At 69.6% G+C, this 14920-nt stretch carries 11 protein-coding genes; 2 read left to right on the plus strand and 9 right to left on the minus strand.

Annotation, left to right across the window (positions count from 1 at the left end):
- Positions 1-9: 9 nt before the first annotated feature.
- From FL344_RS13405 to FL344_RS13415, 3 genes are all read right to left on the minus strand, one after another.
- Positions 10-1467, minus strand: coding sequence for a sigma-54 dependent transcriptional regulator (locus tag FL344_RS13405; protein WP_141618797.1), 1458 nt, complete (start codon positions 1465-1467; stop codon positions 10-12).
- A complete protein-coding gene (locus FL344_RS13410; protein ID WP_141591012.1) occupies positions 1464-3047 on the minus strand; it encodes an ATP-binding protein in 1584 nt (527 codons plus the stop codon). Before FL344_RS13410 ends, FL344_RS13405 begins: the two co-directional genes overlap by 4 nt.
- Before the next feature lie 169 nt (positions 3048-3216).
- Entirely contained in the window at positions 3217-4179 is a 963-nt protein-coding gene (locus FL344_RS13415) for a diguanylate cyclase (protein ID WP_141618798.1), read from the minus strand.
- A gap of 104 nt (positions 4180-4283) precedes the next feature.
- Here FL344_RS13415 and FL344_RS13420 point away from each other — a divergent pair, with 104 nt between their 5' ends.
- Both FL344_RS13420 and FL344_RS13425 read left to right on the plus strand, forming a co-directional pair.
- Positions 4284-5075 carry a glycosyltransferase family 2 protein gene (locus FL344_RS13420; protein WP_141591007.1) on the plus strand — a complete coding sequence of 264 codons (792 nt, stop codon included), beginning with the start codon at positions 4284-4286 and terminating at the stop codon, positions 5073-5075.
- Between the two features lie 7 nt (positions 5076-5082).
- Positions 5083-5931 carry a ChbG/HpnK family deacetylase gene (locus FL344_RS13425; RefSeq protein WP_141618799.1) on the plus strand — a complete coding sequence of 283 codons (849 nt, stop codon included), beginning with the start codon at positions 5083-5085 and terminating at the stop codon, positions 5929-5931.
- On the opposite strand, the gene FL344_RS13430 is transcribed toward FL344_RS13425, so the two are convergent.
- The 6 genes from FL344_RS13430 to FL344_RS13455 all read right to left on the minus strand — a co-directional run bounded on the left by FL344_RS13430 (position 5904) and on the right by FL344_RS13455 (position 14918).
- On the minus strand, positions 5904-6572 hold the full coding sequence (locus FL344_RS13430; protein ID WP_141618800.1) for a bifunctional 2-polyprenyl-6-hydroxyphenol methylase/3-demethylubiquinol 3-O-methyltransferase UbiG: 669 nt from the start codon (positions 6570-6572) through the stop codon (positions 5904-5906). The genes FL344_RS13425 and FL344_RS13430 overlap by 28 nt on opposite strands.
- Positions 6569-7702, minus strand: a complete 1134-nt coding sequence (locus FL344_RS13435) for a mannosyltransferase family protein (RefSeq protein WP_141618801.1) — start codon at positions 7700-7702, stop codon at positions 6569-6571. The genes FL344_RS13430 and FL344_RS13435 overlap by 4 nt, the downstream gene beginning before the upstream one ends.
- A 91-nt stretch (positions 7703-7793) precedes the next feature.
- The gene (gene fadJ, locus FL344_RS13440) at positions 7794-10034 is read right to left on the minus strand and encodes a fatty acid oxidation complex subunit alpha FadJ (protein ID WP_141618802.1); all 2241 of its coding nucleotides are present in this window, start codon (positions 10032-10034) and stop codon (positions 7794-7796) included.
- Entirely contained in the window at positions 10034-11335 is a 1302-nt protein-coding gene (gene fadI, locus FL344_RS13445; RefSeq protein ID WP_141618803.1) for an acetyl-CoA C-acyltransferase FadI, read from the minus strand. Before fadI ends, fadJ begins: the two co-directional genes overlap by 1 nt.
- A 136-nt stretch (positions 11336-11471) precedes the next feature.
- The gene (gene hemE, locus FL344_RS13450; protein ID WP_141618804.1) at positions 11472-12518 is read right to left on the minus strand and encodes a uroporphyrinogen decarboxylase; all 1047 of its coding nucleotides are present in this window, start codon (positions 12516-12518) and stop codon (positions 11472-11474) included.
- A gap of 54 nt (positions 12519-12572) precedes the next feature.
- Complete coding sequence (locus FL344_RS13455) at positions 12573-14918, minus strand: alpha-amylase family glycosyl hydrolase (RefSeq protein WP_228565011.1); 2346 nt, start codon at positions 14916-14918, stop codon at positions 12573-12575.
- Between the last annotated feature and the right edge of the window lie 2 nt (positions 14919-14920).

Consider the following 14920-nt stretch of genomic DNA (forward strand, 5'->3'; position numbering starts at 1 on the left):
CGACATCCGTCAGGACGCGGCTTCCAGCGCCTCGCCGTCGTCCTGGGAGACCACGCGGGGCTTCATGGACCGGCCGGCCACCTCGTACTGCTTGAGCAGACGACGGAAGTTGGAGCGGTCCACACCCGCCGCGCGCGCGGCGCTGGAGACGTTCTGGTTGTTCTTCTCCAGCAGGGCGGACAGGTAGCGGCGCTCGAAGGCACGCATCGCCAGGCGCTTGGCCTGGGCGTACGGCAGGTGTGCCAGGCTGAACACCTCCACGGTGGAGTCCGGCTGCGGCGCGGACTGGAAGCCCGGCGGCAGGTCCTCCACGTCGATGACCTCGTTGCCCGTCAGCACCACCGCGCGCTCGATGACGTTCTCCAGCTCGCGCACGTTGCCCGTCCACCGGTTGCAGGTGAGGGCTTCCATGGCGCGCGGGGAGATGCCCGTCACCTTCTTGTCCGCCTTGGAGGCGTAGAGCTTGAGGAAGTGGTGCGCCAGCAGGGGCACGTCCTCGGGCCTGTCACGCAGGGGCGGCAGGTCGATGGTGATGACGTTGAGGCGGTAGAAGAGGTCCTCGCGGAACTTGCCCTGCTCCTTGGCGCGGGACAGGTCCACGTGGGTGGCGGCGATGACGCGCACGTCCACCTTCACCGGCTCGTTGGCGCCCACGCGCTTGACTTCACCCTCCTGGAGCACGCGCAGCAGGCGGACCTGGGTGGCCGGGGGCACGTCGCCAATTTCGTCCAGGAAGATGGTGCCGCCGTCAGCCGCCTCGAAGAGGCCCTTCTTGTTGCCGGTGGCGCCGGTGAAGCTGCCCTTGACGTGACCGAAGAGCTCGCTCTCCAGCAGCGTCTCCGTCAGCGCCGAACAGTTGACCGCCACGAAGGGCTTGTCCTTGCGCGCGCTGCGGTAGTGGATGGCGCGGGCCACCAGCTCCTTGCCCGTGCCGCTCTCCCCCTGGATGAGCACCGTGGCGGTGGAGTGGCTCACCGTCTCCACCAGCTTGAAGACGGAGCGCATCTGCGTGGACTGCCCGATGAGGTCCTCGAACTGGCTGCGGGCCGTGAGGGCCTCCTCCAGCGCGCGGGTGCGGTCCTTGAGCGCCTTGCGCTCGGCCGCCTTGGCCACCGTGAGGCTGACCTCGTCGATGTTCTCGAAGGGCTTGGTGAGGTAGTCGTACGCCCCCGCCTTCACCGCCTCCACCGCCGTCTCCACGGTGGCGAAGGCCGTCATCATGATGACCTCCACGTCCGGGCGGTCGGCCTTGATGCCGCGCAGCAGGTCCATGCCGGACAGGTTGGGCATCTTGATGTCGAGGACGACCACGTCGATGGTCGGATCCTTCGCGGCCGCCAGGCCCTCCACCGCGTCGTCAATGGCCACCACCGGGTGGCCCTCGCGCTGGAGAATCTGCGTCACGGCCTTGAGGACGACGGAGTCGTCATCCACGACGAGGACTTTGGCGCGCTTGACTTGGTTCACGGCAACCTCTCGAGCTGCAGGGGGATGGGCAGAAAAACGGTGAAGCAGGAGCCTTCACCGACCTGGGTGTCCACGTGGAAGCTGCCCCCGTGGTCCTGGACGATGCGGTAGGCAATGGAGAGCCCCAGGCCGGTGCCTTCACCCGGGGCCTTGGTGGTGAACGACGGCTCGAAGATGCGAGGCAGGTACTTCTCCTCGATACCCGTGCCGGTGTCCGTCACCGCGAAGAAGCAGCGGTCGCCTTCGCGACCCGTCACCAGCTTCAGCTTGCCCTCACGCGTGGGCAGCGACTGGAGACCGTTCTGCAGCAGGTTGAGCACCACCTGCGCGAGCTGACCGGGGTCGCCGTACACCTTGGGCAGGCCCTCCGCGAGCCCCAGCGCCAGCTCCACCGTGGGCATGGACTTGAGCTGCGCGCGGAACAGCACCGCCGCGTCCTCCACGCACTTGGACAAGTCGAAGGGCCGCCGGTCCTCCACGCGGCTGTGACGGCTGAACTTGAGGAGGCTCTCCACGATGCGCTTGCAGCGCAGCGCGCTCTCCTCGATGAGGCCCAGCGACTCCAGGTCCGCCTCGCTGCGGCCCGCGTCGCGCGACATCAACTGCGCGAAGGCGAGGATGCCGCCCAGCGGGTTGTTGATTTCGTGCGCCACCCCGCCGGCGAGCTGGCCCACCGCGGCCATCTTCTCCGTCTCGATGAGCCGCCGCGTCATCGACTGCTCCTCGGTGACGTCCCGGTAGGTGCAGACGACGCGCTCATCCCCCGCCATGGGGTAGGCGGCCACCACGAAGGTGCGGCCGCCCTGGCGGACCTCACCGCGCGCGCCCTTGCCGCTCTCCACCGCCGCCGGCAGCGGGCAGCCCGTGCACGGCTCGTTGCGGCCGAAGAGGTAGCGGTAGCACGTGGTGTCGGAGGGAATCTCCTCGATGGAGCGCCCCGCCACGTCCGCGTACGCCAGGTTCGCCCGCCGCACCGCGAAGTCCCGCGCGCGCACCACGCACAGCGGCGTCTCCATGCAGTCGAAGGACAGCTCCCACTCGCGCTTGGCCTGGCTCAGCATGCGCGTGCGCTGGGCGACGCGCTCCTCCAGGTCCGCGTTGAGCAGCTTCAGCTCCGCGTTCTGCGCCTGCGTCACCGTGTAGAGCCGCTCGTTCTCCGCCTGGAGCGCGTACTGCTCGAAGGCGCTCTTCACCGTCAACACCAGGTGGCTGTCGTTCCAGGGCTTGGAGATGAAGCGGAAGATTTCCGACCGGTTGATGGCCTCTTCGATGGCCTGCTGGTCCGCCTGGCCCGTCAGCATGATGCGCTGGGCCCGCGGCTCCTGCTGCTTCACCCGGGTAAGGAAATCGACGCCATTCATCCCCGGCATGCGGAAATCGGAGATGACCACCTCGGGGTGGAAGGCCTCCACCGCCCGCAGGCCCTGCTCGGCATCCGTCGCCGTCTCGATGTCCCAGTCGCCGCGGCGCAGCACTCGGCGGATGGACTTGAGGATGTTCTCCTCGTCATCCACCAGGAGCAGCCGCCCGCGTGGCGATTCGGCCTGCTGACCGTGGACATATGCGGCTTGAGAACCCATGAATTGTTTCCGCCCCTAGACAAGTGCAATGGCCCTGCCAGCAGAAACTCCCTGCCCAACAGTCTGGAATCACGGGCCTTGACATTTCCATGGCGCGAAAAAACACCGGGTCTAATTAGACCCATCCCCACCAAATGGGTCAATACGGACCCCGGGTCTTTGACCCGGGCTAGGTTCCGAGCGGACCGACCGGGAGCTGGGGATGTAGGCAGATGCGATCCCTGCCGTCCCGTTTGGCCTGGTAGAGGGCCTCGTCGGCCGTCAGGAGCAGCTGCTCCGGGGTGAGGACGGTGCGGTGGGGGAAGCTGGAAACCCCCAATGACGCGGTGACTTGCAGGCTGTCCGACACCTCCAGCCGCAGGGCGCGCAGCTCGCGGCGGACGCGCTCGGCGACAGTGAGCGCCCCGGTGAGGTGGGTGCGGGGCAGCAGCACCGCGAACTCCTCGCCGCCATAGCGGGCCACCAGGTCCGTCTCGCGCACGCCCCGGGTGAGCGCGGCGGCCACCTCGCGCAGCACGCCGTCGCCCGCGGAGTGGCCGTACTTGTCGTTGATTTCCTTGAAGTAATCCAAGTCCAGCAGGATGAGCGACAGGGAGTCGTCATAACGCTGGGCGCGGCGGAACTCCTCCCTCAGCCGCTCCTGGAAATGCCGGTGGTTGTGGAGGCCCGTGAGGCCGTCCGTCGACGACAGCCGCTGGAGCTCGCTCACCTGGGCGGCGAGCGACTCCATCCGGGCCTGCGCGGCCAGGGCGCGATGCACCCGGGCCACCAGCTCATCCGGCGTCCATGGGTCTAGAACGACCTCAGCGCCGCGGCGCAGGGCCTCCAGCCAGAGACCTCTGGGGTCGGGAGGGGCCAGGAGCACCACGGGGGGCCCCATCGGGCCTTCCGCGGGAATCAGGCGTTCGAGCAACCCCACGCTGGCCTGGGCGTCCTCGCCCGGGCAGAGCACCACCAGCGATACCTCCCGCGCCAACCTCGGCACCTCCGGGCCGTGGGCGGTGATTCGGAGGGCGAAATCCTCCGGGCCCAGCGCACGGGCCAACCGAGGCAACGTCGACTGCGAGTCGTCCACTACCAGCAGGGTGAAGGGCCTGGAGTTCACAGTGTCCCCGCAAAATGGTAATTTCACGGTATCATAGGCGTGCGACGATATGCGACCCCTGCAATTGGATAAAAACCGGATTCTCTGGTAGCGAGCCGCCAACTTCGCAGGTCCGTCCGCCGAGGTCCCTCGTGGCCCAATACCCCAGCATCAGCCTGTTCTTCCCCGCCTGGAACGAAGAGGACTACGTCGAGCGCGCCGTCAGCCGGGCGCTGGAGGTCCTCCCCGCCCTGACGGACGACTTCGAAATCATCGTCGTCAACGACGCGTCCACGGACCGCACCCGTGAGGTCTGCGAGGCGCTGGCCCAGAAGGTTCCCCAACTGCGTGTCATCCACCACCCCGTGAATCTGAAGCTGGGTGGCGCCATGCGCACCGGGCTGGCGGCCTCGACGAAGGACATCGTCGTGTACTCCGATGTGGACCTGCCCTGGGACATGCGCGAGCTGGAGCGGGCGCTGCACCTGATGTCGTACCTGGAGGCGGACATGATTTGCGCCTTCCGGTTCGACCGCACGAGCGAGGGCCCCAAGCGCATCATCTACTCGTTCGTCTACAACATGCTCATCCGGTCGCTGTTCGACATCCAGATCAAGGACGTCAACTTCAGCTTCAAGGTGATGCACCGCCGCGTGCTGGAGGCCATGGAGCTGCACAGCCAGGGCTCGTTCATCGACGCGGAGCTGGTGGTGAAGGCCATCCGCCAGGGCTTCCGCGTGTTCCAGATGGGCGTGGACTACTTCCCGCGCACGCGCGGCGTGTCCACGCTGGCCTCGCCCTCCGTCATCACGAAGATGGTGCGGGAGCTGGTGAAGCTCTATCCGAAGATGCGCGCGCCGCAGCCGCCAGTGCACCCGGTGCGCTTGCCGCCTTCCGTGCAGCAGCTCCACGCGGTGCCGCCGGGCCGTACGGCGCGAGGCTGAGCCCCGAATGACGCGCCCCCTCACGCGCCTGGTGGTGAACGCGGACGACCTGGGGCTCCATGCCTCGCTGGACGCGGGCATCCTCCGCGCGCACCGCGATGGCATCGTCACCAGCGCCACGCTGCTGGCCACGGGCCCCACCGCGCCCGAGGCCGCCGCCCGCGCGAAGGAGGCACGGCTCGCGGTGGGCCTCCACCTGGCGCTCTCCACGCGGCTGCCTCCCGCGGCGCCCGCGCACGAGGTGCCCACGGTGGCCCCAGAGGGCCGGTTGCGTGGCAGCTGGGCCGACTTCGCTCGCGCCTGGCTCACCGGCCAGGTGCGCCGGGACGAGCTGGCGCGCGAGCTCTCCGCTCAGCTTCAGCGGGCCCGCGCCCTGGGCGTGACGGTGGACCACCTGGACGGGCACCAGCACCTGCACCTGCTGCCCGGTGTACGTCCTCTGGTTGAGTCCCTGGCCGCGCGCGAAGGGCTGCCCCTGCGCTGGCCGGACGCCCTCCCTCGCCCGCGCTGGCTGAAGGCGCCGGGCCCCGCGCTGAAGGCCACGGTGCTGGCCGTGCTCGCGCGCGCCGCGCCTCGGGCCCCCAAGGGCGTGCGCCGGGTGAGCGCGGGCGGCGTCTTCGAAGCGGGGATGCTGGACGAAACCGCCCTGCTCGCGGTGGTGGACGCGCTGCCCGCGGGCGACTTCGAGCTGGGCTGTCACCCGGGTGAAGGCACGCCGCACGTCCCCGAGGACCCGGCGTGGCGCTACGGCTGGCAGGCGGAGCTGGCCGCCCTCACCAGCGCGCGCGTGAAGGCGCGGCTACAAGAACGCGGCATCGAGCTTCACAGCTACGGGACGCTGTTCTCCGCCACGTAGAGGACGTGCGGCGTGGTGTAGCCCTGCCCCAGGTCCACCACCTCGCGCACCGCGAAGCCCGCGTCCTTCAGGTAGCGCGTCATCTCGGCTCGAGGCTTCAGCGCCATGCCGCCGCTGGCCTTCGTGCGGCCCAGCAGCGACACCATCACCCACTCCTGCGCCAGCGCCTTGCGGTGCTTCCAGGAGCCGTCACCCTCCACCTCCTTGAGCAGCAGCCGCCCGCCGGGCTTCAGCAGGCCCCGCACGGTGGAGAGGAAGCCGGACCACTTCGACTCCGGCAGCAGGTACAGCACGTCGCACACCACCGCCGCGTCGAAGCGCCCGGAAGCGCCCCGGGCCAGTGTCTCCTCCACGGTGCCTTCCTCGATGCGCACGTTGGGCTGGCCCGCGAGCGCTCGCCGTGCCCAGGCCACCTTGCGCGAATCCGGGTCCACGCCGTGCACGGTGCGGCCTGGGTCCTCCAGGGCCAGCAGCGCGGACAGCAAGCCGTGCCCACAGCCAATGTCCGCCACGGCGCCCACGGGCGTGCGCGCGGCCATGGCCAGCAGCGGCGCGGAGAAGGCCCGCGCGTGGACGTGGAAGCGCTCGGCGACGGGCAGCCCGTCGTAGCGAAGGAGGGCCTGTTCGAGGAGGTCACTCATGAGACGTAGTAGTCCGCGCCGAAGGCCCACGAGAGGACGAGCAGCGACGCGGCGCCCACCGCCAGCGCCCCGCGCAGCAGCAAGGGCCGCTCGCGCAGGAGCATCGCCGCGGTGAGGAAGACGGGGAAGGCGGACAGCAGGTAGCGCCCCATGCCCATGAAGTCCTTGGTGGACCACGCGGGCAACCCGACGATGGCCAGCACGTAGACGGCGTAGCCCCACCCCAGCAGCTTGCGCGTAGGCCACACCAGCGCCAGCGCCAGCAACGAGAAGAAGGCGTGCGCGGCCAGCCGGAAGGCCTCGCGCTTGTCCTGCGGCGCCAGTACGACGCGCTCGAACCAGCTCACCTTCAGCCACGTGTGCCAGCCCGGAATCTGCTCCCAGCCGGGCGAGCCCTGCACCTTCACGAAGGCCACCGGGTCACCGAACTGGTGCCACAGGAAGAGCATGTACGCGCCGAAGCCCAGGCCCGACAGCACTGGCAGGAAGTCCACCGCGCTCCACTTCTCGCCACGCGCGTGCTTCCACTCCAGGCGGCGCACCAGCAGGCCCAGCACCACCGCGGGCGCCACGGGCCGGGCCGCAGTGGCCACCGCCGCGACGAGGACGGCGGGCCCCAGGTGCCCGCGCTCCAGCAGCAGGAAGGCCGCCACCACCAGCAGGACGAACAGCGCGTCCGAATACATGGCGCCGTAGAAGTAGAGCGTGAAGGGGTAGCAGGCCATCAGCAGCCCGGCCTTCAGCGCCGTGTCCTCGTCCGTCAGCTTGCGCGCCCAGACGGTGAAGAGCATCAACGCCAGCGGGCCGCACAGCAGCGTGATGAGCACGCCGGACTGGTACACATTGGGCCCCAGCGACTCCACCGCGCGGATGAGCAGCGGGTACAGCGGGAAGAACGCCACCGAGCTCTGCTGGCCCGGGACGAACTGGTAGCCCTCCTGGGCAATCCGCATGTACCAGCTGGAATCCCAGGCCACCCAGCCCATGGTGAAGTACTCGTCGAGCCGGACGACGGGGTTGTTGGGGTCCTTGTGGAAGAAGCGCCAGGCCCCGGCGGTGGCGGCGGCGCCACAGGCCACGACGGCCGACAGGACGACGAGGACGATGGTGCGGGACGCGGAGCGTGCCATGGAGCCCGGGAGGCTCGGGCCAGAGACGGCCTCCGGTCAAGCCCGGGAGCCGCTGATACGCGGGACTCCCGGGTGCAGTCACTGGAATGACTCAGCGCGGGTAGAACGTCTTGCCCGCCTTCACCATCTCCACCAGGTGCGGCGCGGGGGCGAAACGCTCCCCGAGCTTGTCGTGGTAGTGCTCCAGCTTGCGCAGCACCTCGGCGGGGCCGCGGCTGTCCACGTAGTGGAAGGGGCCCCCCAGGAAGGGCGGGAAGCCCAAGCCGAAGATGGCGCCCACGTCGCCGTCACGCGCGCTGCGGAGGATGCCCTCGCCCAGGCAGCGGATGGCCTCGTTGACCATCTGCAGCACCACGCGCTCCGCCATCTCCGCGCGGTCGAAGGAGCGGCGCTCCGTGCCGTGCGGCAGCAGGGCGTAGATGGAGCTGTCCACCTCCTGCTTCTTCCCGTCCTCGTACAGGTAGAAGCCCTTCTGCGTCTTGCGGCCCAGGCGGCCGTCGGCCACCACCTTCTCCAGGGCCTTGGGCGCCGCCATGCGCTTGCCGAAGGCGGCCTCCATGATGGGGCCCACCTTCTGCGCCACGTCGATGCCCACCTCGTCCAGGAGGGTAATCGGGCCCACGGGGAAGCCGAACTCGACCAGCGCCCTGTCCAGCTCCGCGATGTCCGCGCCTTCCGCCAGCAGGTACGCCGCCTCGTTCATGTACGGGGCGAGGATGCGCGAGGTGTAGAAGCCCGGCCCGTCGTTGACGACGATGACCGTCTTGCCCTGCTTGCGCCCCACCTCCACGCAGGTGGCCGTCACCCAGTCCGCGGTGCCCGCGTGGGTGATGATCTCCAGCAGCGGCATCTTGTGGACCGGGCTGAAGTAATGCATGCCAATGACTTGCGCCGGCCGGCGGCTGCCCTTGGCCAGCTCCGTAATCGGGATGCTGGAGGTGTTGGACGCGAAGATGGTCTGGTCGCCGGTGACGGCCTCCACCTCCGCGATGATGCGGTGCTTGAGCTTGAGGTCCTCGAACACCGCCTCGATGACCAGGTCCGCGGACTTGAAGCCGCTGTAGTCCGTGCCCGCCGTCACCAGGGCCGACTTCGCCGTGGCCTCGCGGCGTGTGAGTGAGCGCCGCTTCACGCGCTCATCCAGGATGGACTGCACCTGCTTCATGGCCCGGCCCACGCCCGCGTCGTCCTTGTCCTTCACGCGCACGGGCACGCCCTGGAGCACGCTGGTGACATAGGCGATGCCGCCGCCCATCAGCCCGCCGCCCAGCACCGCCACCTTCTTCACCTCGCGCGGCTTCGCGTCGGGGTTGGAGGTGCCGTTCTCCTTCTTCAGCGCCGTGGTGGCGAAGAAAATCTCCACCAGCCGCTTGGAGACGTCCGACACCACCAGCTCGCCAAAGGCCTTCGCTTCCGCCTCCTGGCCCGCCTTGTGCCCGGACTCCAGGCCCACGCGCACGACCTGGAGCGCCTTCTCCGGCGCGGGGAACTTGCCGCGCGTCTTCTTCAGGAGCTGCTTGCGCGCCTGGTCGAAGAGGACCTTGCGGCCCAGCGGGTTGTCCTCCAGCGCCACCTCCGCCCACAGCTCCTTGTTGGCCAAGCCCTGGATGAAGCCCGCCAGCCCCTTCGCCTTGCCGTTCGCGGCCACGCCCTTGAAGCCCTGACCGTGACGGCGGTCCACCTTCAGCTTGCCTTCGGCCAGCTCCTTCGCGCGCCGCACCGCGACGGCGCGGAGGATGGGCGTCGGTACCACTTCATCCACCACGCCCAGCTTCTTCGCCTTCGCGGGCTTGAGGCTCTTGCCGGTGAGGATGAGGTCCAGCGCCGCCTGCACGCCAATCAGCGCCGGCAGCCGCTGCGTGCCGCCCGCGCCCGGAATCAGGCCCAGCTGCACCTCCGGCAGCCCCAGCGACGTCTTCGGGCTGTCGGTGGCGATGCGGTAGTCACACGCCAGCGCCCACTCCAGGCCGCCGCCCAGACATGCGCCGTGGATGGCCGCGACGACGGGCTTGGGGAAGTCGGCCAGCTTGTCGAAGCCCTCCTGCCCGTTGCGGCTGATGGCGGTGGCCTCCTCCGCCGTCTTGATGGTCTGCAGGAAGTCGATTTTCGCCCCGGCGACGAACGAGTCCTTCTTGCCGGACGTGAAGACGACGGCCTTCACCTCGGGCTCGCGCTCCGCGCGCGCCATGACGCGCAGGAAGGCCTCGCCCGTCTCCGGCGACAGCGTGTTCACCGGCGAGTCCGGCAGGTCGAAGGTGATGACGGCGACGCCGTCCTCCACCCGGTACGAGAAGCCCTGCTTCACCTCGAGCTCTTCCGCCTTGGTGGCCATCACGCACGCTCCAGGATGACGACTGCGCCCAGGCCGCCCGCCGCGCAGACGGTGCACATCGCCGTGTTCTTGTTCCGACGCTTCAGCTCATTGAGGGCCTGGGTGACGATGCGCGCCCCCGTTGCCCCGAAGGGATGACCGATGGCGATGGAGCCACCCGTCACGTTCAGCCGCTCCCGGTCGATTTCGCCCACCGGTGCGCTCCAGCCCGCCTTCTTCGCGAAGGCCGGGGACGCCAGCGCCTGGATGTTGCTGGCCACCTGCGCGGCGAAGGCCTCGTGCATCTCCACCAGGTCGATGTCCGCCAGCGTCATGCCCGCGCGCTTGAGCGCCGTGGGCACCGCGTAGGCCGGGCCCTGGAGCAGCTGGTCGCCCGGGTCCGTGGCCGCGTAGGCGTGGCTGCGCAGGAAGCCCAGCGGCTCGTAGCCCAGCGCGCGCGCCTTCTCCTCGCTCATCAGCAGCAGCGCCGCGGCGCCGTCCGTCAGCGGCGACGCGTTGCCCGCCGTAATCGTGCCGTACTTGCGGTCGAACGCCGGCTTGAGCTGCCCCAGCGCCTCCATGCTGGAGTCCTCACGGACGATGTTGTCGCGCTCCGCCGTCTTGTCGAACTTCGGCGGCACGACGACGTGCATGACCTCGTTGTCGAACAGGCCGTCCTTCCACGCCTTGGCCGCGTTGCGGTGCGAGTTGAAGGCGATGCGGTCCTGCTCCTCGCGGGAGATGCCGTTCTCCTTGGCCATCTTCTCCGCGCTCTCCCCCATCGTCATGCCGGTGGAGTACTCGGCGATGGCCGGGGGCACCGGCAGCAAATCCTTGGCCTTGAGACGCTGGAAGGGCTTGAGCTTGTCCGGCAGCGAGCGCCCCTTGGACGCCGCCACCAGCGCGTGGGCCAGCGGCCGGCTGGTGAAGATGGGCGCGTCCGACATGGACTCGGTGCCACCGGCGATGATGACGTCCGCCTCGCCCGTGGCAATCGCGTTGGCCGCCGTCGTCATCGCCTGGATGGACGTGGCGCACGCGCGCGACACCGTGAAGGCATCAATCTTCTTCGGCAGCCCCGCCGCGATGACGACCTCGCGGGCAATGGACGGGGCCGTCAACGTGGGGATGACCTGGCCGAACACCACCTGGTCGATGACGTTCGGGTCCAGGTCCGTCTTCTGGACCAGCTCCTGGACCACCAGGCGGCCCAAATCCAGCGCCGTCAGCCCTGAGAAGACGGAGCCCGCCTTGACGAACGGGGTCCGTAGGCCGCGGACGATGGCCACCCTTCGGGGGCCGTTGCGCTTCTCGCTTGCCATGTGTGCCACACCTCCAGCGAAGTCGGGAGGTGGGCATCTAACGAGCGGCGATGCGCCGCGTCAATCGTCCGTTGATTCAAAAATCAATCGGTGGACACTCCCCCCGGGGCGACTGTCCGCCCCGGGGAAGGCGCCCCTAGGCGCCCAGCGTACCCTGGCGCAGGGCCACGCCGTGGCGGTGGACGGCGTCCACCAGGAACTTCGCGGCGTCGGGGTCCGTGGGCGGGAGGATGCCGTGGCCCAGGTTGAAGATGTGCCCTTCGGGGCCCGCGCGGCGGAGGATGTCCTTCACGCGGCCGTCCAGCTCCTCTCGGGGGAGGAACAGGTGCAGCGGGTCCAGGTTGCCCTGCACCGCCACGTCCGGCCCCAGCACCTTCCGGCCCTGGTCCATGGGCAGCGTCCAGTCCAGGCCCACCACGTCCGCGCCGGTGCTCTTGAGCAGCGGCAGGTGCGAGGACATGCCCACGCCGAACACGATGACGGGCACGCCGGTGGCCTTCAGCTCGGACACCATGCGCTTGAGGTAGGGAATACAGAAGCGCTCGTAGTCCCAGGGCGACAGCGCGCCGCCCCACGAGTCGAAAATCTGGACGATGCTCGCGCCCGCCTCCACCTGCATCTTCAAGTAGGGGATGAGCGTGTCGGTGAGCTTGCCGAAGAGGCGGTGCGCCAGCTCGGGCTGCTCGAACATCAGCCGCTTGATGAGGATGTAGCTCTTGGAGCCGCCCCCCTCCACCATGTACGCGGCCAGGGTGAAGGGCGCGCCCGCGAAGCCGATGACGGGCACGGAGTCATTGAGTGCCTTGCGCGTGCGGCGGATGGCCTCGGCCACGAAGCCGGTGCCCTCCACCGGGTCCGGCACGCCCAGCTTGTCGATGTCCGCCGCGGAGCGCACGGGGTCGGGGAAGTGCGGCCCCTTGTCCCCCAGCTCCAGGGTGATGCCCATGGCCTCCACGGGGATGAGGATGTCCGAGAAGATGATGGCCGCGTCCACTCCCAGGCGCGTCACCGGCTGGACGGTGACTTCCGCGGCCAGGTCCGGGTGCTTGCACAGGTCCAGGAAGGCGATGTTCCCGCGGATGGCCCGGTACTCGGGCAGGTAGCGGCCCGCCTGGCGCATCAGCCATACCGGCGTCGTGTCTGTGGGCTGGCGGCGCGCCGCGCGGAGGAGTCGGTCGTTCACTTCGAACCTCGGAGTGGGCCCCGCGCCAGGCGGGGCGAAATGAAACAGGTGCGGTCAGCGCTGGCTCCACGCCAGCGTCTGGCGCAGCGGCCCGGTGCCTTCGTCCACGAACAGCAGACGATTGGCGCCGTCCTCCCAGTCAAAAGTGCCCTGGGAGCCGCCGCGCAAGAGCTTGTACTCGAAGACGGCGCCCACGGGCAGCGACAGCGAGAAGCCGTCGGGCCCTGGACGAAGCGAGCGCTCGGGCTTCCACCCGCCCATCTCCGGCCCGCTGCCCACCAACCGCACCGACGGGTCACCCACGGCCAGCTCCACCTGGCGCCGCGTGCCCAGCCCCCGCCACCGCAGACCCGCGAGCTTCGCCGCCGTGGCAAAGCCGCCCGCCGCCTGGGGCTTCAGCCGCGCCAGGGCCACCTCGCCGGCGGGCACGCGCATGAAGCCCGCGCCCCCGGCGGCCAGCGGCGGCGCCAGGGCCAGTGGCTCCAGCTTCGCGCCGGCCAGCCCGTCAGGCAGCGGCACGTCCACGGCGCTGTTACGGGTATTCACGGCGATGACGACGGCCTCGTCGGCGGTGACGCGGGCGTAGGCGAAGAGGTCCTCCCGGGCGGCGAGCATCAACGTCTCGCCACGCTGGAGGGCCTCACTGCCTCGACGCAACGCCAGCAGCCCGCCAATCCACGACCGCAGCGGGTGGTTCGTGAAGCGCATGTCGCCCCGGTTCTCCGGCTCCTTCGCGCCCGTCAGGCCCTCCTCGGTGCCGTAGGTGAGCGCCGGCACGCCGCGCGCGGTGAGCTGCACCGCCAGCGCCCGCTTCACCCGCTCCACGTCACCACCGCACTCACTCATCACCCGGGGCAGGTCGTGGTTGTCCACCATCGTCACGAGCGAGCCCGGCGCCGGATAGAGCCGGTCGTTGAAGAGGATGGCGCCCAGGTGCGACGGGGAGCGGTCCCTGCAGAAGACGTCCACCAGCGCGAAGGCCAGCGGAAAGTCGAACATCGTCCCGAAGCGGCCTTCCTTCATCGTGTTCGACAGCAGCACCGGGTCGCCGTCCAGCATCTCCCCCAACAGCAGGAAGTCCGGCCCCGCGTGCTGGCGCAAGTCGTCGTTGTAGCGAGCCCAGAAGGAGGTGGGCATGTGCTTCACCGCGTCCAGCCGGAAGCCCGCGGGCTGGAGCACGTCCACCCACCGGCGCGAATGCGCCAGCAGGTGCGCGTACACGTCTTCCCTCTCCACGGCGAGGTCCGGCAGGCCGTGCACGTCTCCCATCACCAGCTCGCGTGAATCGTCCCAGTCCTTGATGGGCCCCAGGCCGTGAAACCAGTCGGGCCGCTCACGCGACAGGCGCGTCTCCGGCCCCACGTGGTTGAGCACCACGTCCAGCACCAGCCGCATGTCCCGGCGGCGCAACTCCGCCGCCAGCGTCTTCAGCAGGGCCTCGTCTCCGAAGCGCGGCTCCACCCGGCCGAAGTCCTCCACCCAGTAACCGTGGAAGGCGCCGTACCCATGGAACTTGTCGGTGCGCATCTGGAAGACGGGTGAAAGCCACACCGTGCGGACACCGAGCTGCTGCAGCCCGTCCAGTCGGTCAATGACACCTTGCAGGTCTCCGCCGTGAAAGGCCTGCGCGTCCTCCAGGTCCACCGCACCGTCGTTCTTCGGGTCTCCATTGGAGAAGCGGTCCACCATCACGAAGTAGACCGCGTCTCCCGCCGGCGGCTCCCACGAACCCCGGTAGGGCTCGGGCACGGCCGGCGTGCCCGTGCCCGGCTCGATGCCCGGTCCGGCCGGCGCGTCGAGCCCCGGCACCGTGCCCGGACCACCGTCCGTGTCCGGCACCAGGAAGGGCGAGGCCAGGAAGGAGTCGAACAGCGCGCCCGCCTGCCCGGCGATCTGCGTGGCCACCTCCAACTGCGCATCGTCCTCGCGCTGCTGGTCGAACTGAAGCGCCGCGCCGTAGTCCTGGGTGACGACGGTGGGCGCCATGGCGGAGTCCGCGCGCGCGCCCGTGGTCCGCACCGAGATGTCCCACGAGAAGCGGCCCCCCACCTGGCTGAAGAACGACACCCGCGTCTCCACCAGCAGGTGCAGCGGCGCCTCCGGCGTCAGCGCCTTCAGCATCTCGAAGCGGCGCTGCGAATCGCGCACCTTCGCGAAGTAGGCGGCGTAGTCCGCGTAGGGCACCACCTCCACGCGCAGGTTGCGCCTGGCCAGGGTCTCCGCGATGCGCTGCTTCAGTCCTTCCGGGACGTCCGCCACCACGCCGGCCCGCCTCGCGTCATCCCGCACGTAGGCCACGGCGACCACCGTGCCGCTGGGCGCCAGGGGTGGAGGCGCCGCGCGGGGCAGACACGCCGCGAGCGTCACCGCGGCCAGCGCCGCCGTGAGGGAGACCACCACGC

It is taken from the genome of Myxococcus sp. AB036A (assembly GCF_006547355.1).
Taxonomy (GTDB): domain Bacteria; phylum Myxococcota; class Myxococcia; order Myxococcales; family Myxococcaceae; genus Myxococcus; species Myxococcus virescens.